Source organism: Cupriavidus sp. CPT47-8839-RL05A, from assembly GCF_058792255.1.
Map to the genome: position 1 here is coordinate 186,931 of NZ_JBYTEG010000009.1, position 19,861 is coordinate 206,791.

The window sequence follows — 19,861 nt, forward strand, 5'->3', positions numbered from 1 at the left end:
TGTGACCAATCCGAGCAGCCCGAGCGAACCGGGCCAGCCGCCGACCGAAGGCGTGCACAAGACCGTGGACGGCGGCAGCCGCTTTGCCAATCCGTCGTTGTCGCTTGGCATGATCGGCAACTGCGCCATTTCTGCGCTGGTGGACTGCCGCGCGCGCATTGTCTGGTCGTGCCTGCCGCGCTTCGATGGCGATCCGGTGTTCAACGCCCTGCTGGACCCGAGCGAGAACGCCGGCCATTTCTCGATCGAGATCGAAGACTTCCAGTCGTCGCGGCAATGGTACGAGCCCAATACCGCGGTGCTGCGCACGCGGCTGACGGACATCCACGGCAACTGCCTGGAAATCACCGACTTTGCGCCGCGCTTCTTCCGGCTCGGGCGCTATTTCCGCCCGACCACGCTGGTCCGGCGCATCCGCCCGGTGCGCGGCGCGCCGCGCGTGCGCGTGGTGGTGGCGCCGCGCTTCGAGTGGGGCCGCAAGGCGCCGCAGACGACGCGCGGCAGCAGCCACGTGCGCTATATCGGCGACGACATGACCCTGCGCATGACCACCGACGCGCCGATGGCCTATGTGCTGTCGCATACGCCATTCCTGGTCACGCGCGGGTACAACTTCATCCTCGGCCCGGACGAGACCCTCGCGCACGGCGTGGAAGAAACCGCGCGTGACTTCGAGCAGGAGACCACCGCCTACTGGCGCCTGTGGAGCCGCCGCCTGGCGGTGCCGCGCGAATGGCAGGACGCGGTGATCCGCGCGGCCATCACGCTGAAGATGTCGCTGTTCGAAGAGACCGGCGCCATCGTCGCGGCGATGACCACCAGCATCCCCGAGGCGCCGGGCAGCGGCCGCAACTGGGACTACCGCTTCTGCTGGCTGCGCGACGCCTTCTTCGTGGTGCGCGCGCTCAACAGCCTGTCCGAGGTCGGCACCATGGAGGACTACCTGCGCTGGCTGTCCAACGTGGTGATGCAGTCGCAGGACGGGCATATCCAGCCGCTGTACGGCATCGGCCTTGAGCGCGAGCTGCCTGAAAGCATGCTCGACCATCTGCCCGGCTACCGCGGCATGGGCCCGGTGCGCGTGGGCAACCAGGCGCAGGAGCACTTCCAGCACGACGTCTACGGCAACGTGGTGCTGGGCGCGGCCCAGGCCTTCCATGACCACCGGCTGCTGCACCGCGGCGGCCCCGCTGAATTCCGCCGGCTGGAAGAGGTCGGCGAACAGGCAGTGAAAGTGTTCGGCACGCCCGATGCCGGCATGTGGGAGCTGCGCACGCGGGCGCGCGTGCATACGTCGTCGGCGCTGATGAGCTGGGCCGCCTGCGACCGTCTGGCCAAGGTTGCCGACAAGCTCCAGTTGCAGGCGCGTGCCGCCTACTGGCACGACCATGCCGAGCGCATGAAGGAGCGCATCCTGGCCGAATCCTGGAGCGAGGAGCGCCAGGCCTTTGCCGAGAGCTTCGGCGGGCGCGAGCTGGATGCCAGCGTGCTGCTGATGGCCGAAGTCAATTTCATCGAGCCGCGCGATCCGCGCTTCATCGCCACCGTCAAGGCGCTGGAGGCATCGCTGTGCGACGGACCCTATATGCGCCGCTACGAGGCGCCCGACGATTTCGGCAAGCCCGAGACCGCGTTCAACATCTGCACGTTCTGGCGCATCGATGCCCTCGCGCGCATCGGCCGGCGCGAGGAAGCGCGCGAGATCTTCGAGTCGATGCTGGCCTCGCGCAATCCGCTGGGGCTGCTGTCCGAGGATACCCATCCGGTGACCGGCGAGATGTGGGGCAATTTCCCGCAGACGTATTCGATGGTCGGGCTGATCAATGGCGCGATGCGGCTGTCGGCGCCGTGGGACACGGTGATCTGAACCGCCTGCGCCCACGGCAACCAGAACAGAGGACTCCAAGAACAACATATGCCAAGACTTGTAGCGGTATCCAACCGGGTCGCCGACCCCCGCAACGTGGCGGCGGGCGGCCTCGCCGTCGCGCTTTCCGAAGCCCTGCGCCAGACCGGCGGCATGTGGTTCGGCTGGAGCGGCAAGGCACTGGAAACCGCCCAGGGCGGCACGCCCGGTGAAGGCGACCTGCACCTGCAGCAGGCCGGCAACGTGACGCTGGCCACCGTCGACCTGAGCCGCGAGGACCACGACGCCTACTACCTGGGCTACAGCAACGGCGTGCTGTGGCCGGTGTTCCACTACCGGCTGGACCTGGCGGACTTCGACTCCAATTTCCTGAACGGATACCGGCGCGTGAACCAGCTGTTCGCGCGCAAGCTGGCGCCGCTGCTGCAGCCCGATGACATCATCTGGATCCATGACTACCACCTGATCCCGCTGGCGTCAGAGCTGCGCGCCATCGGCTGCGGGCAGAAGATCGGCTTTTTCCTGCATGTGCCGCTGCCGCCGCCGCTGATCCTGGCCGCCATCCCGCAGCACGAGTGGCTGATGCGCGCGCTGTTCGCCTACGACCTGCTCGGCTTCCAGAGCCATGCGGATGTCGAGCACTTCTCGCGCTATGTGCAGGCCGAAGCGCAGGCCGAGCCGATGGGCGAGCACCGCTACCGCGCCTTCCACCGCACGGTGCGGGCGCAGGCCTTTCCGATCGGTATCGACGTGGACGAGTTCATGGAGCTGGGCCGCGGCGCGGACGCGCAGGAAACCTACGAGATGATGTGCGCGCAGTACGCGCGCCGCAGGCTGCTGCTTGGCATCGACCGGCTCGACTATTCCAAGGGCCTGCCGCATCGGCTCAAGGCGTTCTACCGGTTGCTGGCCGAGTACCCGGAGAACCGCTCGAGCGCAACGCTGGTGCAGATCGCCGCGCCCTCGCGCGAGTCGGTCGATGCCTACGTTGACCTGCGCCGCGAGATGGAGCAGTTGAGCGGCTCCATCAACGGCGAGTTCGGCGAGCTGGACTGGATGCCGGTGCGCTATATCCACCGCACCACCGCGCGCAAGCGGCTGCCCGGCCTGTGCCGCGCCAGCCGCGTGGCGCTGGTGACGCCGCTGCGCGACGGCATGAACCTGGTGGCCAAGGAGTTCATCGCCGCGCAGGACCCGGAGGACCCGGGGGTGCTGGTGCTGTCGCGCTTTGCCGGCGCCGCCGAGCAACTGCGCGAGGCGCTGCTGGTCAATCCGTACGACACCCGTGCCACCGCGCAGGCGATCCAGCAGGCGCTGCACATGCCGCTGGCCGAGCGCCAGCAGCGGCACCGGAAATTGCTGGAGCGCATCCGCGCGCAGGATGTGCACTGGTGGAGCAGCGAGTTCCTGCGCGCACTGACTGAGACCGAAGGGGCCTGAGGCGCGGGCTGTTCTTCCGGTCGGGGAGCATGACCATGAGCGAAGACCTGGCAGCGCAATCGTGCACGCCTTGCCGTGGCGGGGTGCCGCCGCTGGCGCCGGCTGAAGCCGAGGCGTTATTGCAGCAGGCGCCGGGGTGGGAGCTGGTCGATAGCGCGACGCGGCTCGAACGGCGTTTCACCTTCGGCAATTTCGCGCAGGCGCTGGCGTTCGTGAACGGCGTCGGGCAACTGGCCGAGGCGCAGGGGCATCATCCCGAGATCAGCTTTGGCTGGGGGCATGCCACAGTGTCGTGGCGGACCAAGAAGATCAAGGGCTTGCACCGGAATGATTTCATCATGGCGGTGAAGACGAGCGAGTTGGCGGAGGGGATCGGGTGAGGTTGGTGGGGTCACTTCAGATCCCCGGGCGTATCAATATCCCGAAACGCCCCTTCATCCTCGGTCAGGATCCGCGTCACAGGCTTGTCCTTCAGCAACGCCCGCGCCCCCTCATCCCCATCCAGCTTCAGCAATTCCTCGCGCCAGGCCGCGCCAAAACCCACCGGATGCCCACGTTGCCCGTTGCGCCAAGGGGCGGCGATGGTGTCCGGCGTGGTGATCGTCAACGCCACCGCCCGGATCAGCTCCATCGGCAGCCAGGGCATGTCCGCCAGCGCCACCACCCAGCCGCGCGCTTCGGGCGTGGCGGCCACGGCAGCTCGCAGGGCTGCGCCCATGCCGGCCTCGGCGTCGGGCGACTCCAGCACGCGGCAGCCGCCGCGGCGCAGTTCCTCCGCCAGTGCCGGGTTGCCCGGACGAATGACGGCGATCGATTCCGGCAGCGCCGCGGCCAGCGTGCGCGCGCTGCGCCAGGCCACGGAGCGGCCGCCGGGCAGCACCTCCAGCAGCTTGTTGCGTTTGCCGGCGGCGTCGAAGCGGCGGCCGTAGCCTGCGGCCAGCAGGATGCCGGTGGGCAGGTCGGTGCGGAGCAGGGGAGCGTTGGGGGCGGCAGTCATGGCGGCACTCGCGAGGTCGTCAGGTGGGATCGGGCGCGACGTCGCAGCTGCTGCCGGTGCCGGCAGCCATCTCGCGTGCGGCCTTGGCGCCTTCCACCTGCAGGATGTCGGGCAGCGATACGTGGTTCCTGGCCGCGATCACCTCGGCCAGGATCGAGATGGCGATCTCGGGCGGCGTGCGGCTGCCGATGTAGATGCCCACGGGGCCATGCAGCCGCGCCAGCTGCAGCCCGGTCAGGTCGAATTCCTTGAGCCGTTCGCGGCGCGCCTGGTTGTTGCGGCGCGAACCCAGCGCGCCCACGTAGAAGGCCCGGGTGCGCAGCGCTTCCATCAGCGCCAGGTCGTCCAGCTTGGGGTCGTGCGTGAGCGCGATCACGGCGCAGCGCTCGTCCAGCTTCATGTCGGTGACGGTGTCGTCCGGCATGGTGCGCACCATGGTCACGCCGGGGATGTCCCAGGTCTCGGTGTATTCCTCGCGCGGGTCGCACACGGTGACCTGGAAGCCCAGGCCCACGGCGATCTGGCACAGGTACTTGGATAGCTGCCCGGCGCCGATCACCAGCATGCGGTAGCGCGGGCCGTGGATGGTAAGCAGGGTCTTGCCGTCGAACACCAGGCCGTCGGTGGCGTTGGCCGGGCCCAGCGTGGCGGTGCCGGTGGCCATGTCGAGGGTGCGCGCGACCAGGCGGCCGTTCTCAACGGCATCGAGCAGCTCGGCGATGCCGCTGGCCGGGGTCAGCGGTTCGGTCACCAGCTCGATGGTGCCGCCGCACGGCAGCCCGAAGCGGTGGGCTTCCTCGGCGCTGATGCCGTACTTGATCGCTTCCGGGTGGTCGGCGGTGATGCCCTGCCGGCGCACGCGGTCGATGATGTCGTCCTCGATGCAGCCGCCCGAGACCGAGCCCACCACCAGGCCGTCGTCGCGCACGGCCAGCATCGCGCCTTCGGGCCGGGGCGACGAGCCCCAGGTCCGCACTACCGTGACCAGCAGCACGCGATGGCCTTGCTGCTGCCACTGCACACTGTTCTTCAGGACTTCGAGATCCACGCTGTCCATGATCGTTTCCGCTTCGGTTCCTCTGTTGGTTCATTGTCGCCGGCGGCTGCGGCGGGGGCGCCCTCGGCCGCTGGCGTGTCGTCGGTGGCGTCAGGGGTGACGGCCTCGGTGAAGCGCGCAAAGAAGGTGTCTGCCATCTTGCGCGCCGCGGCGTCCACCAGCCGCGAGCCGATCTGTGCGATCTTGCCCCCCACGTGGGCGTTGACGGTGTAGGTCAGCACGGTCTCGTCACCGTCTGCTTCCAGCCGGACCCGGGCGCTGCCCTTGCCGAATCCCGCCGCGCCACCCTGGCCATCGAAACGGATGGTGTAGCTGTCGGGGGCCTGGATGTCTTCCAGTGCCATGCGGCCCTTGAAGCGCGCCTTGACCGGGCCCACCGCGGCCGTCAGGGCCAGCTGGTAGGCGTTGTCGCCGTCGGGCTCGATACTCTCACATCCCGGGATGCAGTGCTTGAGCAGCTCGGTGTCGTTGAGCGCTTCCCATGCCACCTGCTGCGGGACCGGCAGGCGCTGGCTCTGGTTCATTTCCATGGCGGGGCTTCCTTGTTGTGCCTGGCGAGGGCAGGGGCGGCGGCCCGGGGCGGGCCGCCATGGTCGGACAGCAGCGTCTCGAGCGCCAGCAGGCTGTCCAGGTTATGGGCCGGGCGCAGCGCGTCCACGTGCGGCAGGATGGCTTGCACGCCACGCGCCTGCGGGGTGAAGCCGGGGTAGCGCAGCAGCGGGTTGAGCCAGACGATGCGGTGCGCAAAGCGGCGCAGCCGTGCCATTTCGTCGCCGAGCAGGTCGATATGCTCGTGGTCCAGGCCGTCGGTGACCAGCAGTACGGTGGCGCGCCCGGACAGCGTGCGCCGCGCCCAATGGCGGTTGAAGCTGGCCAGCGCCGCGCCGATGCGGGTGCCGCCGGCCCAGTCGCGCACCTGGCCGGTGATCAGCGCGACGGCCTCGTCGGGGTCGCGTTCGCGCAGCGAGCGCGTGATGTTGGTCAGCCGCGTGCCGAACAGGAATACCGACAGCCGCTCGCGCGACTGCATCAGCGCATGGCAGAAGTACAGCACCGCGCGCGAGTACTGGCTCATCGAGCCGGAGATGTCGAGCAGCAGCACCACCGGCGGCTTGCGCTCGGCGTGCTTGCGGAATTTCCAGCGCAGCCACTCGCCATGCTGGCGCACCGCCAGGCGCGCGCTGGCGCGCAGGTCGGCATGGGTGCCGCAAGTGGCGGCGCGCAGGCGGCGGGTGCGCTGCAAGGCCAGGTGGGCGCGGCGCGTGCGCACCAGGTGCTGCAGCGCGCGCCATTCCTGCGCGGTCAGGGTTTCAAAGTCGCGCTGCGCCAGGCGTTCCTGGTCGGAGAAGGTCAGCGGCACATGGATGCGCTCGGCTTCGGCCTGTGCCGGGCGTGACTGCGCTTCGGGCTGGCGCGCGGCCAGGGCATCGGCAAGCCGGTTGCTGCGTTTCGGTGGCGGCGCGCCGCTGTCGACGCGCGGCAGCAGCAGCGCGCGCAGCTTGCCTTCCCAGTCGGGATCGCGCCAGAACAGGTCGAAGGCGGCATCGAACAGCGGGCGCTGGTCGGGGCCGGACAGCACCAGCGCCGCCAGCGCGGCACGTACCTCGTCGCGCTGGCCGATATCGACATGGCGCAGCGCCTGCAAGGCATCGACCGCATGGGCCGGCGACAGCGCGAAGCCGCCGTCGCGCAACAGCCGCATGAAGTGCGTGACGTTGCGCGCCAGCACCGGCAGGGCCGGTGCGGCGGGCCGTGCGGCGGCATGCAGCGTGGCCACGGTCAGCCTCCCGGCGTGGCACCCGCCAGCAGCTCGGCCACGGTGGGGCCGTCCACGCGCGCCAGGTCGTCCTGGTACTTGAGCAGCACGCCCAGCGTGTCGCGCACGGACTGCGGATCGAGCTCGGTCGCGCCCAGCGCGGACAGCGCGCGGCACCAGTCGATGGCCTCGGCGATGCCCGGCGCCTTGAACAGGTCGATGCCGCGCAGCCGGTGGATAAAGTCGATGGCCTGGGCCTGCAGCGCCGCGGCGGCCTCGGGGGCGCGCGCGGCCACGATCTGCAGTTCGCGGTCGCGCTCGGCGTAGCCCATCCACTGGTACAGGCAGCGGCGCTTGAGGGCGTCGTGGACTTCGCGGGTGCGGTTGGAGGTGATCACGATCAGCGGCGGACGCTCGGCGCGGATCACCCCGATCTCGGGGATCGACACCTGGAATTCGGACAGCACCTCCAGCAGGAATGCTTCGAAGGGCTCGTCGGCGCGGTCGATCTCGTCGATCAGCAGCACGCGCGGCACGTCCGGCGCGGCGGGGTCGGGCAGCAGGGATTCCAGCAGCGGGCGCTTGAGCAGGTAGTCATCGTGGTACAGCGACTGCGCCTCGGGCCGCTCGCCGCGCGCCTCGGCCAGGCGCAGCGCCATGATCTGGCGCGGGTAGTCCCATTCGTACAGCGCGCTGGCGGCGTCCAGCCCTTCATAGCATTGCAGCCGCAGCAGCCGCGTGCCGAGCACGCCCGCCATCGCATGCGCCATGGCGGTCTTGCCGACGCCGGGCTCGCCTTCCAGGAACAGCGGGCGCTGCATGCGCAGGGCGAGATAGAGCACCGTGGCGGTCTCGCGGTCGGCGAAGTATTGCTGGCGTTCCAGCTGGGCGATGGTGTCGTCGATGGAGGTGGGAAGCATGAGCAATCTTGTGTGCCGATGCGGAAATACGCCGGCGGTTTGCGCCCCTCTCCCGCCGTGCGGGAGAGGGGAGACAACATGCGGCGGCGAAGCGCTACCCCTTCGCCGCCGCCTCCACTGCCCTTGCCGCCAGCACCGGGATCAAATGCGCCCGGTACTCCGCCGACGCATGCAGGTCGGCATTCAGCGTCGACGCATCGACCTTCACCCCACGCGCCGCCTGCGCGGTGAAGCCGGCCGACAGCGCCTGCTCCAGCGGCTGGCAGCGGAACACGCTGTCGGCCGCGCCTGTCACCGCCACGCGCACCGTGTTGCCGGTGCGCGCCACCATCACGCCCACCAGCGCGAAGCGCGAGGCCGGGTTGCGGAACTTGGCGTAGGCCGCCTGCTCCGGGATCGGGAAGCGCACCGCGGTGATCAGCTCGTCCGGTTCCAGCGCGGTTTCATAGAGACCCTTGAAGAAGTCGTCGGCGGCGATGGTGCGGCGGTCGGTGACCACGGTCGCCCCCAGCCCCAGCACAGCGGCGGGATAGTCGGCGGCGGGATCGTCATTGGCGAGCGCGCCGCCGATGGTGCCCATGGCGCGCACCTGGCGGTCGCCGATGCCGCCGGCCAGTGCCGCCAGCGCCGGGATGCGCCGGCGCACCTCGGCATGCTCGGCGACGTCGGCATGGCGCGCGGCGGCGCCGACCACGATCTCATTGCCTTCGACGCGGATCTCGGCCATGCCGGGAATACGCGCCACGTCGACCAGCACGGAGGGCGCGGCCAGCCGCAGCTTCATCGCGGCCAGCAGGCTCTGGCCGCCGCCGAGGAACTTGGCGTCGGGATCGGCCTTGAGCGTGGCCACGGCCGCCTTGGCATCCGCGGCGCGTTCAAAATTGAATGCGTACATGTCGGTTTCCTTTGCGGTGTGCGTGGATCACGGCCGGGCGGCCTGGATGGCCTGCCAGACCCGGTGCGGCGTGGCGGGCATCTGGATGTCCTTCACGCCCAGCGGGCTGAGCGCATCCACCAGCGCGTTGATGAACGCCGGCGGCGAGCCGATCGCGCCGGCCTCGCCGCAGCCCTTCACGCCCAGCGGGTTGTGGGTGCAGGGCGTGCCGGTGGCGGTCTCGACGGTGAAGTCGGGCAGGTCGCCGGCGCGCGGCATGGCGTAGTCCATGTATGAGCCGGTCAGCAACTGGCCGCTGTCGTTGTCGTAGACGCACTGCTCCAGCATGGCCTGGCCCAGCCCCTGGCCGATGCCGCCATGGACCTGGCCTTCGACGATCATCGGGTTGATGATGTTGCCGAAGTCGTCCACCGCGGTGAACTTGACCACCTGCGACTCGCCGGTATCGGGATCGACCTCCACCTCGCACACATAGGCGCCGGACGGGTAGGTGAAGTTGGTGGGGTCGTAGAACGCGTTTTCGTTCAGGCCCGGCTCCAGCTTGTCGAGCGGATAGTTGTGCGGCACGTAGGCGGAAAGCGCGACTTCGCCGAAAGTCTTGGTGCGGTCGGTGCCGGCCACGCGGAACACGCCGTCGCTGAATTCGATGTCGGTGTCGGCGGCTTCCAGCAGGTGCGCGGCGATCTTCTTGGCCTTGGCCTCGATCTTGTCGAGCGCCTTGACGATGGCCGAGCCGCCCACCGCCAGCGAGCGCGAGCCATAGGTGCCCATGCCGAACGGCACCCGGCCGGTGTCGCCGTGCACGATCTCGACCTGGTCCAGCTGCAGCCCGAGCCGGTCGGCGACCACCTGCGCAAAGGTGGTCTCGTGTCCCTGGCCATGGCTGTGCGAGCCGGTGAACACGGTCACGGTGCCGGTCGGGTGCACGCGGATCTCGCCCGCTTCGAACAGCCCCGCACGCGCGCCCAGCGCGCCGGCGATGTTGGACGGCGCCAGCCCGCAGGCCTCGATGTAGCAGGAGTAGCCCAAGCCGCGCAGCTTGCCGCGCTGCTTCGCTTCATCACGCCGGGCCGGGAAGCCCTTGACGTCGGCCAGCTTCTGCGCGCGTGCCAGGCAGGGCTCGTAGTCGCCGGTGTCGTAGGTCAGGCCGACTGGCGTGGCGTGCGGGAACTGGCGGATAAAGTTCTTGCGGCGCAGCTCGGCCGGGTCGATCTTCATCTCGTGCGCGGCGGTTTCGACCAGGCGCTCGACCACATAGGTGGCCTCGGGTCGTCCGGCGCCGCGGTAGGCATCCACCGGCGCGGTGTTGGTGAACACCGCCTGCACCTCGGCGTAGATCGCGGGCGTCGCGTACTGGCCCGCCAGCAGCGTCGCATACAGGATGGTCGGCACGCAGCTGGCGAAGGTCGACAGGTAGGCGCCCATGTTGGCGGTGGTATGCACGCGCATCGCCAGGAACTCGCCGTCGGCGTCGAGCGCCAGCTCGGCCCTGGTCACATGGTCGCGCCCGTGCGCATCGGTGAGGAAGGATTCGGAACGGTCCGCGGTCCACTTGACCGGCCGCCCGATCTTCCTGGAAGCCCAGGTCAGCGCCACATCTTCCGGGTACAGGAAGATCTTGGAGCCGAAGCCGCCACCCACGTCGGGCGCGATGATGCGCAGGCGCGATTCGGGCAGCCCCAGCACGAACGCGCCCATCAGCAGCCGTTCGACGTGCGGGTTCTGGCTGGCCACGTAGACGGTGTAGCTGTCGTCGTGGCGCGTGTAGCTGGCGTTGACCGCGCGCGGCTCGATCGCGTTGGGGATCAGCCGGTTGTTGACGATGTCCAGCGTGGTCACGTGCGCGGCCTTGGCAAAGGCGGCGTCGGTGGCGGCCTTGTCGCCGTGGCCCCAGGTGTAGCAGGTGTTGGCGGGAACGTCGTCATGCACCAGGGTGGACGCCTTGGCGGCATCCGCGGCGCTGACCACGGCGGGCAGTTCTTCATAGTCGACGTCGATCTTCTCTGCCGCGTCGCGCGCCTGCTGCAGGGTCTCGGCGATGACCAGCGCGACCTGGTCGCCGACGTGGCGCACCTTGTCGTGGGCAATCACCGGGTGCGGCGGCTCCTTCATCGGCGTGCCGTCGATGCTGTGGATCAGCCAGCCGCAGGGCAGGCCGCCGACCTTGTCGGCCGCCAGCTCGTCGCCGGTCAGCACGGCGATCACGCCGGGCGCGGCCAGGGCCTCGGTCTTGTCGATCGAGCGGATGCGCGCATGCGCATGCGGCGAGCGCAGGAAGTACGCGTAGCTTTGCTGCGGCAGCACGACGTCGTCCGTGTACTGGCCGTTGCCGGTCAGGAAGCGGTAGTCTTCCTTGCGCTTGACCGGCGCGCCTACCAGGCGCTGGCTTTCGGGTGCGTTCATGGCCGGTCCCCCTTATTCAGCGCTGGCGGCGGTGCCCTGCATGGCCGCCTGGCCCTGCTGCACTGCGCGCACGATGTTGTGGTAGCCCGTGCAGCGGCACAGGTTGCCTTCCAGGTGGGCGCGGATGGTGGCGGCGTCGGCGCCCGGATGTTCCTGCACCAGCGCGGTGGCGCTCATCACCATGCCGGGCGTGCAGAAGCCGCATTGCAGGCCGTGGCATTCACGGAAGGCTTCCTGCATCGGGTGCAGGCCGTTGCCGGCCTTGTCGCCGGCGAGGCCTTCGATGGTGGTCACGGCGGCGCCGTCGGCCTGGACCGCGAGGATATTGCACGACTTGACCGCCCGGCCATCCAGGTGGACCGTGCAGGCGCCGCACTGCGCGGTGTCGCAGCCGACGTGGGTGCCGGTCAGGCGCAATTGTTCGCGCAGGAACTGGACCAGGAGGGTGTTGGGTTCTACCTGCGCGTCAACGGGCTTGCCGTTGACCGTCAGGCGGATCGGAATCGCCATGCTTGTCTCCATGTGGGGTGGACGCGCATGACCAATTGCCCGAAATCCCGAAAGAACTGCGCGGGACTGGCCACGACGCGGTACTGCCGCTTAAGACGGCTATAGGACGGCTAAATCGTGATATTGGTGCTGCCGCTACAACTGCTGTAGGTGCGCCAGCGCACGCGGCGAGCGGCTTCAATGCTGGCGCGAATGCTGCGGCCGGCGAACGATTGGCCGCAACAGGCTCTAACAGTTAATCACAAATCGTGGGGCGCTGCCATGTGGTTTGCCCGCGCCCCGTTCGGGGCACAGCAGCTAGAATGAGCCGCGCCCACTGGCACCTGCCCCCCTTACATGGAAGCTTTCTTCGACTGGCTGTTCGAAACCATTGCCCTGCCCAAGGTGGGCCTGCCCGCGATCTTTGTGGTCAGCCTGATCTCGGCCACGCTGCTGCCGCTGGGCTCGGAGCCGGCGGTGTTCGGCTACGTCAAGCTCAACCCGCAGATGTTCTGGCCGGCGATCGTGGTGGCCACTGCCGGCAACACCGTGGGCGGCGCCATCGACTGGTGGCTGGGCTATGCCGCCAAGCTGGCGCTGGTGCGCTACCACAAGCGGCGCCGGGCGCGCGAGCACGACCGTGAGCACCTGGAGCACCGCGAGCACGCGCGCAAACCGCCCAAGCCCAAGCTCGACGCGCGCTACTTCCGGTGGATGCGCCGGCTTGGGCCGCCTACGCTGCTGTTCTCGTGGTTGCCCGGCATTGGTGATCCTTTGTGCACTTTAGCCGGCTGGCTGCGCCTGTCCTTCTGGCCCAGCCTGGCCTGGATGGCGGTCGGCAAGTTCATCCGCTACCTGTTCATGACCGCCAGCCTGCTTTGGATCCCGGACAGTTTTTGGCAGAACATTGCGCAAATGTTCAAGGCCTGGTTCTGATCCGGTGCGCTGCAGGCACCACCATGGGGCGCAATTGCCAGGCCAGAAAGCCGCCTAATCCCTTGTTCCGACAAGGATTCCTCTATGTTGCGGTGCAGCGAAAGCAGGGGTTGAAGTACAATCGCCCTTTAATGAACGATTCGCGCACAGTCCCCGTGCGCAGCAGGAAGCGGTCCCCCAATGAACGCCCCACTCGTGCTCGACGCCAAGCTCGCCGCGCAGGACGCCCCGCCGCGCCTGCGTGAAATCCCCTATAACTACACGTCCTTCTCGGACCGCGAGATTGTCATCCGCCTGCTGGGCGAGGAAGCCTGGCGCATCCTGGACGAGCTGCGCAGCGAGCGCCGCACCGGACGCTCGGCCCGCATGCTGTACGAGGTGCTGGGCGATATCTGGGTGGTTCGCCGCAATCCTTACCTGCAGGACGACCTGCTGGAAAATCCCAAGCGCCGCCAGATGCTGGTCAGCGCGCTGCACCACCGCCTGAACGAGATCGAGAAGCGCCGCGCCGCCGACCGTGCCGAGCACGCCGAGCCCGCCGCCGAGGACCGCTCGCACCGCGTGGAGCAGCTGGTCGCCTTCGCCAAGCAGGCGATCGAGGATTTCAAGAACGAATTCGCCGCCGCCTACGACCTGCGCAAGCGCGCGCAGCGCGTGCTGGGCCGCGTCACGCAGAAGGACAACATCAAGTTCGACGGCCTGTCGCGCGTGTCGCACGTGACCGACGCCACCGACTGGCGCGTGGAATATCCGTTCGTGGTGCTGACCCCGGATACCGAGGAAGAGATCGCCGGCCTGGTCAAGGGCTGCTTCGAACTCGGCCTGACCATCATCCCGCGCGGAGGCGGCACCGGCTATACCGGCGGCGCCGTGCCGCTGACGCCGATGAGCGCGGTGATCAATACCGAGAAGCTGGAACAGCTCGGCCCGGTCGAGCAGACCGACCTGCCCGGTGTGTCGCATCAGGTTGCGACCATCTTCTCCGGCGCCGGCGTGGTGACGCGCCGCGTGGCCGATGCCGCCGACAAGGCCGGCCTGGTGTTCGCGGTCGACCCGACTTCGATCGATGCCTCGTGCATCGGCGGCAACGTGGCCATGAACGCCGGCGGCAAGAAGGCCGTGCTGTGGGGCACCGCGCTGGACAACCTGGCCTGGTGGCGCATGGTGGACCCGGAGGGCAACTGGCTGGAAATCACCCGGCTGGACCACAACCTGGGCAAGATCCACGACGTGCCGGTGGCCACCTTCGAACTGAAGTGGTCAGACGGCAACCGTGCGCCGGGCGAGAAGGTGCTGCGCACCGAGACGCTGGCGATCGAAGGCCGCAAGTTCCGCAAGGAAGGCCTGGGCAAGGACGTCACCGACAAGTTCCTGGCGGGCCTGCCCGGCGTGCAGAAGGAAGGCTGCGACGGCATCATCACCAGCGCGCGCTGGATCCTGCACCGCATGCCGAAGTTCATCCGCACGGTGTGCCTGGAGTTCTTCGGCCAGGCGCGCGACGCCATCCCCAGCATCGTCGAGATCAAGGACTTCCTCGACGCCGAGACCAAGAAGCCCGGCGGCGCCATCCTGGCCGGCCTGGAGCACCTGGACGAGCGCTACCTGCGCGCGGTCGGCTACGCCACCAAGAGCAAGCGCAACGCCTTCCCGAAGATGGTGCTGATCGGCGATATCGTCGGCGACGATGAAGACGCCGTGGCGCGCGCCACCTCGGAAGTGATCCGCATGGCCAACGGCAAGAGCGGCGAAGGCTTTATCGCCGTCAGCCCGGAGGCGCGCAAGAAGTTCTGGCTCGACCGTTCGCGTACCGCCGCCATCGCCAAGCACACCAACGCCTTCAAGATCAATGAAGACGTGGTGATCCCGCTGAACCGGATGGGCGAGTACACCGACGGCATCGAGCGCATCAATATCGAGCTGTCGATCAAGAGCAAGCTCAAGCTGGTCGACACGCTCGAAGCATTCTTTGCGCGCGGCAACCTGCCGCTGGGCCGCAGCGACGACGCCAACGAGATCCCCAGCGCCGAGCTGCTGGAAGACCGCGTGCAGCACGCGCTGACGCTGCTGCGCGAGGTCCGCGCGCGCTGGCGCTACCTGCAGGACCACCTGGACCTGCCGCTGGTGCAGGCCAAGGCCTCGCTGATCGGGCATGGGCTGGGGCTGCTCGGGCAGGAGTTCGAGGCGCGGCTGCAGCAGCAGCCGGACGCCAACGTGTTCCACCTGCTGCAGGACCGCACCATCCGCGTGTCGTGGAAGAACGAGATCCGCGCCGAGCTGCGCAAGATCTTCAACGGCGGCGAGTTCAAGCCGATCCTGGACGAAGCCCAGAAGATCCACAAGCAGGTGCTGCGCGGCCGCGTCTTCGTGGCGCTGCACATGCACGCCGGCGACGGCAACGTGCACACCAATATCCCGGTCAACTCCGACGACTACGACATGCTGCAGGACGCGCACCGCGCGGTGGCCCGCATCATGGAGCTGGCGCGTTCGCTGGACGGCGTGATTTCGGGCGAGCACGGCATCGGCATCACCAAGCTGGAATTCCTGACCGAGGAAGAGATCGGCGACTTCCGCGCCTACAAGCTGAAGGTCGATCCGCAAGGGCGCTTCAACAAGGGCAAGCTGCTGCCTGGCGCCGACCTGCGCAATGCCTACACGCCGTCGTTCGGCCTGATGGGGCATGAGTCGATCATCATGCAGCAGAGCGATATCGGCGCCATCGCCGAGAGCGTCAAGGACTGCCTGCGCTGCGGCAAGTGCAAGCCGGTGTGCGCCACGCACGTGCCGCGCGCCAACCTGCTGTACAGCCCGCGCAACAAGATCCTGGCGACCTCGCTGCTGGTCGAGGCCTTCCTGTACGAAGAGCAGACCCGCCGCGGCATCTCGGTCAAGCACTGGGACGAATTCTCCGACGTGGCCGACCACTGCACGGTCTGCCACAAGTGCGTGACGCCGTGCCCGGTCAAGATCGACTTTGGCGATGTGTCGATGAACATGCGCAACCTGCTGCGCAAGATGGGGCAGAAGAAGTTCAACCCCGGCACCGCGGCGTCGATGTTCTTCCTCAACGCCACCAACCCCGAGACCATCAATCTGACCCGCAAGGTCATGATCGACTGGGGCTACAAGGCGCAGCGCCTCGGCAACGACGTGCTGAAGAAGTTCGCCAAGAAGCAGACCGCGCATCCGCCCGCGACCGTGGGCAAGGCGCCGGTGCGCGAGCAGGTGATCCACTTCATCAACAAGAAGATGCCGGGCAACCTGCCCAAGAAGACCGCGCGCGCGCTGCTCGACATCGAAGACAACGAGATCGTGCCGATCATCCGCGACCCGAAGGCGACCACGCCGGAAACGGAAGCGGTGTTCTACTTCCCGGGCTGCGGCTCGGAGCGGCTGTTCTCGCAGGTGGGCCTGGCCACGCAGGCGATGCTGTGGCACGTCGGCGTGCAGACCGTGCTGCCGCCGGGCTACCTGTGCTGCGGCTATCCGCAGCGCGGCAACGGCCAGTATGACAAGGCCGAGAAGATCGTCACCGACAACCGCGTGCTGTTCCACCGCGTGGCCAACACCCTGAACTACCTCGACATCAAGACCGTGGTGGTGAGCTGCGGCACCTGCTACGACCAGCTTGCCGGGTATGAATTCGACAAGATCTTCCCGGGCTGCCGCATCATCGACATCCACGAATACCTGCTCGAGAAGGGCGTGAAGCTGGAAGGCGTGACCGGTACCCGCTACATGTACCACGATCCCTGCCACACCCCGATCAAGACCATGGACCCGACCAAGCTGGTCAATGACCTGATGGGCGGCAACACCGGCCTTGGCAAGATCGAGAAGAACGAGCGCTGCTGCGGTGAATCGGGCACGCTGGCGGTAACGCGTCCGGATATCTCGACGCAGGTCCGCTTCCGCAAGGAAGAGGAAATGACCAAGGGCGCCGACAAGCTGCGCGCCGACGGCTTCACCGGCGACGTCAAGATCCTGACCAGCTGCCCGTCGTGCCTGCAGGGGCTGTCGCGCTACAAGGAAGATGCCACGGTGCAGGCTGACTACATCGTGATCGAGATGGCGAAGCATCTGCTCGGGGAGAACTGGATGCCTGAGTACGTCGCGAAGGCGAACGCCGGCGGTATCGAGCGGGTGCTGGTCTGAGTCTCGACGATGGCGCGCGTATCCAACTGCCCCTTGTGCGAGACCGACGGCGGCGAACTGGTCTGGATGGGCGACCGCGCCCGGCTGATCCTGGTCGAGCATGACCGTTTCCCGGGCTTCTGCCGCATCGTCTGGAACGATCACGTGGCCGAGCTGAGCGACCTGGACGATGCCGACCAGGCCTGGCTGATGCGGCTGGTCGCACGTGTCGAACGGGTGGTGCGCGAGGTCATGGCGCCGGACAAGGTCAACCTGGCGGCCTTTGGCAATATGGTGCCGCACCTGCACTGGCACATTATCCCGCGCTACCGCTGGGACACCCATTTCCCCGAGGCAATCTGGGCCGCGCCGCAGCGCGCGGCGGATGCCGTGCGCGTGCAGGAGCTGGCCAGCCGGCTGCCGGCGCTGCGTACGGCGCTTTCGCTGCTCGAAGCCGGCGACGCCTGAGGGGCGCGCGGAACCCACGCCTGGCCGTGACCGTCTGAATGCTGTTGCCGCCGTGGCCTGCCGCCACGGTATCCAGAACAACAAGCCCGGCCGGCATCCGCTGACGGGCCAAGCACTGCCGCTATGTCCTCCACTCCGACCTCAGTCACCGTACCGGGCCCTGCCGTCCCTGCCCGGGCCCTAAAGATCCAGAGCCGGCTGCGCATGGCCGCCACCTGGGCGCTGATCAAGCCTTACTGGAAATCCGAAGACCGCGTCGCCGGGCTTGGCCTGCTGGCGCTGGTGGTGGTGCTCAACCTTGGCATCGTCTATATCAACGTGCTGCTCAACGAGTGGAACCGCGTGTTCTACAACGCCCTGGAGCAGCGCGACTACGCCTCGTTCAAGGTGCTGCTGCTGCGCTTCTCGTGGATCGCGGCGTTCTTCATCGTGGCGGCGATCTCGCGCCAGTACTACACCATGATGCTGCAGATGCGCTGGCGTACCTGGATGACCGGCCGCTTCATGGGCCACTGGCTCGGGCACCAGGCCTATTACCGCATCGAGCAGACCCACACCACCGATAACCCTGACCAGCGTATCGCCGACGATTTGCGCCAGTTCACCGACGGCGCGCTGTCGTTGTCGCTCGGGCTGCTCAACTCGGTGGTGACGCTGCTGTCCTTCGTCGGCATCCTGTGGACGGTATCGGGGCCGATCAGCTTTGCGCTGGGCGGCACCGAGTGGACCATCCCCGGCTATATGGTGTGGTTCGCGGCGGGCTATGCGGTGATCGGCTCGCTGGTGGCGCACGTGGTTGGCCGCCCGCTGATCGGGCTGAACTTCCAGCAAGAGCAGTACGAGGCGGATTTCCGTTTCACGCTGGTGCGCCTGCGCGAGAACAGCGAGCCGGTGGCGCTGTACCGCGGCGAGCCCACCGAGCAGGCCGGCCTGCGCGCGCGCTTCGACCGCATCCGCGCCAACTGGAACCAGCTGATGCGCTATACGCGGCGGCTGACCTTTGTCAGCTCCGGCTATGCGCAGTTCGCCATCATCTTCCCGATCCTGGTGGCGGCGCCGCGCTACTTCGCCGGCAAGATGACGCTCGGCGGCCTGATGCAGACCAGCTCCGCCTTCGGCCAGGTACAGGGCGCGCTGTCGTGGTTTGTCGACAGCTACGCCACGCTGGTGGGCTGGAAGGCGGCCGCCAACCGCCTGATCGATTTCCAGGAAGCGATCCGCGTGGCCGAGCGCCAGGACCTGGCGCCGGGCGGCGTGCGCGATATCGAGGTGGAACATACCGGCAAGCCGCAGAATGGCATCACCATCGACGGCCTGGCGCTGGCACTGCCGGTACGCGCCGCGCGCAGCGCGGCCGTGGGCCAGCGGCCGCTGGTGGCGCCGTTCTCGCTGTCGGTCGCGCCGGGCGAGCGCTGGCTGGTCAGCGGCCCGTCCGGCTGCGGCAAGAGCGTGCTGTTCCGCGCGCTGGCGGGGATCTGGCCGTACGGCAGCGGCACCGTGACCATGCCCGACGGCGCGCGCATGCTGTTCCTGCCGCAGCGCAGCTACCTGCCGATCGGCACGCTGGCCGATGCGCTGGCTTACCCGGACGCCGGCACCGTGCATAGCGCGGAAGCGCTGCAGGCGGCGCTGCGCCAGGCGCGGCTGGCGGCGCTGGCGGACCAGCTCGACGTGTTCGACAACTGGGCGCTGCGGCTTTCGCCGGGCGAGCAGCAGCGTCTGGCCTTTGCGCGCGCGCTGCTGCAGAAGCCGGACTACCTGTTCCTGGACGAAGCCACCAGCGCGCTGGACGAGGAAACCGAAGGCGCCATGTACCGGCTGATGGTGGAGTCGCTGCCGCAGGCGGCCATCATCAGCATTGCCCACCGCAGCACCGTGGCGGCCTATCATCAACGGCGCCTGCGTTACGTGCCGCAGGACGGGGAAGCGGCCCGGGCTGCGCAAGCCGGCGAGCCTGGGGTAAGCTATCGGGTCGTATGCGATGCGTGATGCCGTGCCGTACCGGCAGCATCGCGCGGCAATCACCCCCTCAGGAGCGACCCTAACCGGGCCGCGATCATCATGGCAGGCCTGGAAAAAGACACCCCTCATCCCACCGCGCTGACCGTCCATACGCAATCCCGCGTGCTGGAGATCGGCTTCGACAACGGCCGCAGCTTCCGGCTGCCGTTCGAGCTGCTGCGCGTGTATTCGCCGTCCGCTGAAGTCCAGGGCCACGGCCCGGGGCAGGAAGTGCTGCAGACCGGCAAGCGCGAGGTGGGCGTCAACGCGGTCGAGCCGGTCGGCAACTACGCGATCCTGATCCGCTTTACCGACGGCCACGATACCGGCATCTATTCCTGGGACCTGCTATACCGCCTCGGCGACAACCAGGATGCGCTCTGGCAGGACTACCTGCAGCGCCTGGAAGCCGCCGGCGCCGACCGCGACAGCCCGATGCCCGCCGCCGGCGCTGCCGGCGGCCACGGCTGCGGCCATCACTGAGCCGCGCCGAACCGA

General features: G+C 68.1%; 16 protein-coding genes. 8 read left to right on the forward strand and 8 right to left on the reverse strand.

From position 1 onward, the window contains the following. The first annotated feature begins 1 nt into the window (after position 1). The 3 genes from AC3WVS_RS13415 to AC3WVS_RS13425 are packed head-to-tail and all read left to right on the forward strand — an operon-like array spanning position 2 to position 3,687. The gene (locus AC3WVS_RS13415; protein ID WP_010814429.1) at positions 2–1,867 is read left to right on the forward strand and encodes a glycoside hydrolase family 15 protein; all 1,866 of its coding nucleotides are present in this window, start codon (positions 2–4) and stop codon (positions 1,865–1,867) included. 48 nt (positions 1,868–1,915) lie between these two features. Then, positions 1,916–3,307 carry an alpha,alpha-trehalose-phosphate synthase (UDP-forming) gene (gene otsA, locus AC3WVS_RS13420; RefSeq protein ID WP_492319014.1) on the forward strand — a complete coding sequence of 464 codons (1,392 nt, stop codon included), beginning with the start codon at positions 1,916–1,918 and terminating at the stop codon, positions 3,305–3,307. Positions 3,308–3,342: 35 nt separating this feature from the next. Next, complete coding sequence (locus tag AC3WVS_RS13425; protein ID WP_492319015.1) at positions 3,343–3,687, forward strand: 4a-hydroxytetrahydrobiopterin dehydratase; 345 nt, start codon at positions 3,343–3,345, stop codon at positions 3,685–3,687. Positions 3,688–3,698: 11 nt separating this feature from the next. Here the strand turns inward: AC3WVS_RS13425 and AC3WVS_RS13430 are convergent, their stop codons facing one another. The 8 genes from AC3WVS_RS13430 to AC3WVS_RS13465 form a co-directional block, all read right to left on the reverse strand. Beyond that, positions 3,699–4,304 (reverse strand): nucleotidyltransferase family protein, encoded by a 606-nt coding sequence (locus AC3WVS_RS13430; protein ID WP_492319016.1) that lies wholly within the window; start codon positions 4,302–4,304, stop codon positions 3,699–3,701. Positions 4,305–4,323: 19 nt separating this feature from the next. After that, positions 4,324–5,361 (reverse strand): XdhC family protein, encoded by a 1,038-nt coding sequence (locus AC3WVS_RS13435; protein ID WP_492319017.1) that lies wholly within the window; start codon positions 5,359–5,361, stop codon positions 4,324–4,326. After that, the gene (locus AC3WVS_RS13440) at positions 5,334–5,891 is read right to left on the reverse strand and encodes an SRPBCC family protein (protein WP_492319018.1); all 558 of its coding nucleotides are present in this window, start codon (positions 5,889–5,891) and stop codon (positions 5,334–5,336) included. The genes AC3WVS_RS13435 and AC3WVS_RS13440 overlap by 28 nt, the downstream gene beginning before the upstream one ends. Continuing rightward, the gene (locus AC3WVS_RS13445) at positions 5,882–7,138 is read right to left on the reverse strand and encodes a vWA domain-containing protein (RefSeq protein WP_492319019.1); all 1,257 of its coding nucleotides are present in this window, start codon (positions 7,136–7,138) and stop codon (positions 5,882–5,884) included. Before AC3WVS_RS13445 ends, AC3WVS_RS13440 begins: the two co-directional genes overlap by 10 nt. 2 nt (positions 7,139–7,140) lie before the next feature. After that, the gene (locus AC3WVS_RS13450) at positions 7,141–8,037 is read right to left on the reverse strand and encodes an AAA family ATPase (protein ID WP_492319020.1); all 897 of its coding nucleotides are present in this window, start codon (positions 8,035–8,037) and stop codon (positions 7,141–7,143) included. Between the two features lie 94 nt (positions 8,038–8,131). Next, positions 8,132–8,932: an FAD binding domain-containing protein gene (locus AC3WVS_RS13455; protein ID WP_492319021.1), complete on the reverse strand. Its 801-nt coding sequence runs from the start codon at positions 8,930–8,932 to the stop codon at positions 8,132–8,134. A gap of 27 nt (positions 8,933–8,959) precedes the next feature. Next, on the reverse strand, positions 8,960–11,335 hold the full coding sequence (locus tag AC3WVS_RS13460) for a xanthine dehydrogenase family protein molybdopterin-binding subunit (RefSeq protein WP_492319022.1): 2,376 nt from the start codon (positions 11,333–11,335) through the stop codon (positions 8,960–8,962). A gap of 12 nt (positions 11,336–11,347) precedes the next feature. Further along, entirely contained in the window at positions 11,348–11,845 is a 498-nt protein-coding gene (locus AC3WVS_RS13465; RefSeq protein WP_492319023.1) for a (2Fe-2S)-binding protein, read from the reverse strand. Positions 11,846–12,181: 336 nt separating this feature from the next. On the opposite strand from AC3WVS_RS13465, the gene AC3WVS_RS13470 reads away from it, so the two are divergent. The 5 genes from AC3WVS_RS13470 (at position 12,182) to AC3WVS_RS13490 (ending at position 19,846) form a co-directional block, all read left to right on the forward strand. Continuing rightward, positions 12,182–12,760: a YqaA family protein gene (locus AC3WVS_RS13470; RefSeq protein ID WP_492319024.1), complete on the forward strand. Its 579-nt coding sequence runs from the start codon at positions 12,182–12,184 to the stop codon at positions 12,758–12,760. 180 nt (positions 12,761–12,940) lie between these two features. Beyond that, positions 12,941–16,915: a DUF3683 domain-containing protein gene (locus AC3WVS_RS13475; RefSeq protein ID WP_492319025.1), complete on the forward strand. Its 3,975-nt coding sequence runs from the start codon at positions 12,941–12,943 to the stop codon at positions 16,913–16,915. 9 nt (positions 16,916–16,924) lie between these two features. Continuing rightward, entirely contained in the window at positions 16,925–17,362 is a 438-nt protein-coding gene (locus tag AC3WVS_RS13480) for an HIT family protein (protein ID WP_492319026.1), read from the forward strand. Between the two features lie 123 nt (positions 17,363–17,485). After that, on the forward strand, positions 17,486–19,351 hold the full coding sequence (locus AC3WVS_RS13485; RefSeq protein WP_492319027.1) for an ABC transporter ATP-binding protein/permease: 1,866 nt from the start codon (positions 17,486–17,488) through the stop codon (positions 19,349–19,351). A 72-nt stretch (positions 19,352–19,423) separates the two neighbouring features. Further along, on the forward strand, positions 19,424–19,846 hold the full coding sequence (locus AC3WVS_RS13490) for a gamma-butyrobetaine hydroxylase family protein (protein WP_492319028.1): 423 nt from the start codon (positions 19,424–19,426) through the stop codon (positions 19,844–19,846). Positions 19,847–19,861: the final 15 nt, after the last annotated feature.

Coding starts and splice junctions, on each gene's coding strand:
- AC3WVS_RS13475 (WP_492319025.1), top strand. CDS start 12,941: ATGAACGCCCCACTCGTGCTCGACGCCAAGCTCGCCGCGCAGGACGCC.
- AC3WVS_RS13440 (WP_492319018.1), bottom strand. CDS start 5,891: ATGGAAATGAACCAGAGCCAGCGCCTGCCGGTCCCGCAGCAGGTGGCA.
- AC3WVS_RS13490 (WP_492319028.1), top strand. CDS start 19,424: ATGGCAGGCCTGGAAAAAGACACCCCTCATCCCACCGCGCTGACCGTC.
- AC3WVS_RS13455 (WP_492319021.1), bottom strand. CDS start 8,932: ATGTACGCATTCAATTTTGAACGCGCCGCGGATGCCAAGGCGGCCGTG.
- AC3WVS_RS13465 (WP_492319023.1), bottom strand. CDS start 11,845: ATGGCGATTCCGATCCGCCTGACGGTCAACGGCAAGCCCGTTGACGCG.
- AC3WVS_RS13450 (WP_492319020.1), bottom strand. CDS start 8,037: ATGCTTCCCACCTCCATCGACGACACCATCGCCCAGCTGGAACGCCAG.
- AC3WVS_RS13470 (WP_492319024.1), top strand. CDS start 12,182: ATGGAAGCTTTCTTCGACTGGCTGTTCGAAACCATTGCCCTGCCCAAG.
- AC3WVS_RS13435 (WP_492319017.1), bottom strand. CDS start 5,361: ATGGACAGCGTGGATCTCGAAGTCCTGAAGAACAGTGTGCAGTGGCAG.
- AC3WVS_RS13460 (WP_492319022.1), bottom strand. CDS start 11,335: ATGAACGCACCCGAAAGCCAGCGCCTGGTAGGCGCGCCGGTCAAGCGC.
- AC3WVS_RS13425 (WP_492319015.1), top strand. CDS start 3,343: ATGAGCGAAGACCTGGCAGCGCAATCGTGCACGCCTTGCCGTGGCGGG.
- AC3WVS_RS13430 (WP_492319016.1), bottom strand. CDS start 4,304: ATGACTGCCGCCCCCAACGCTCCCCTGCTCCGCACCGACCTGCCCACC.
- AC3WVS_RS13485 (WP_492319027.1), top strand. CDS start 17,486: ATGTCCTCCACTCCGACCTCAGTCACCGTACCGGGCCCTGCCGTCCCT.
- otsA (WP_492319014.1), top strand. CDS start 1,916: ATGCCAAGACTTGTAGCGGTATCCAACCGGGTCGCCGACCCCCGCAAC.
- AC3WVS_RS13480 (WP_492319026.1), top strand. CDS start 16,925: ATGGCGCGCGTATCCAACTGCCCCTTGTGCGAGACCGACGGCGGCGAA.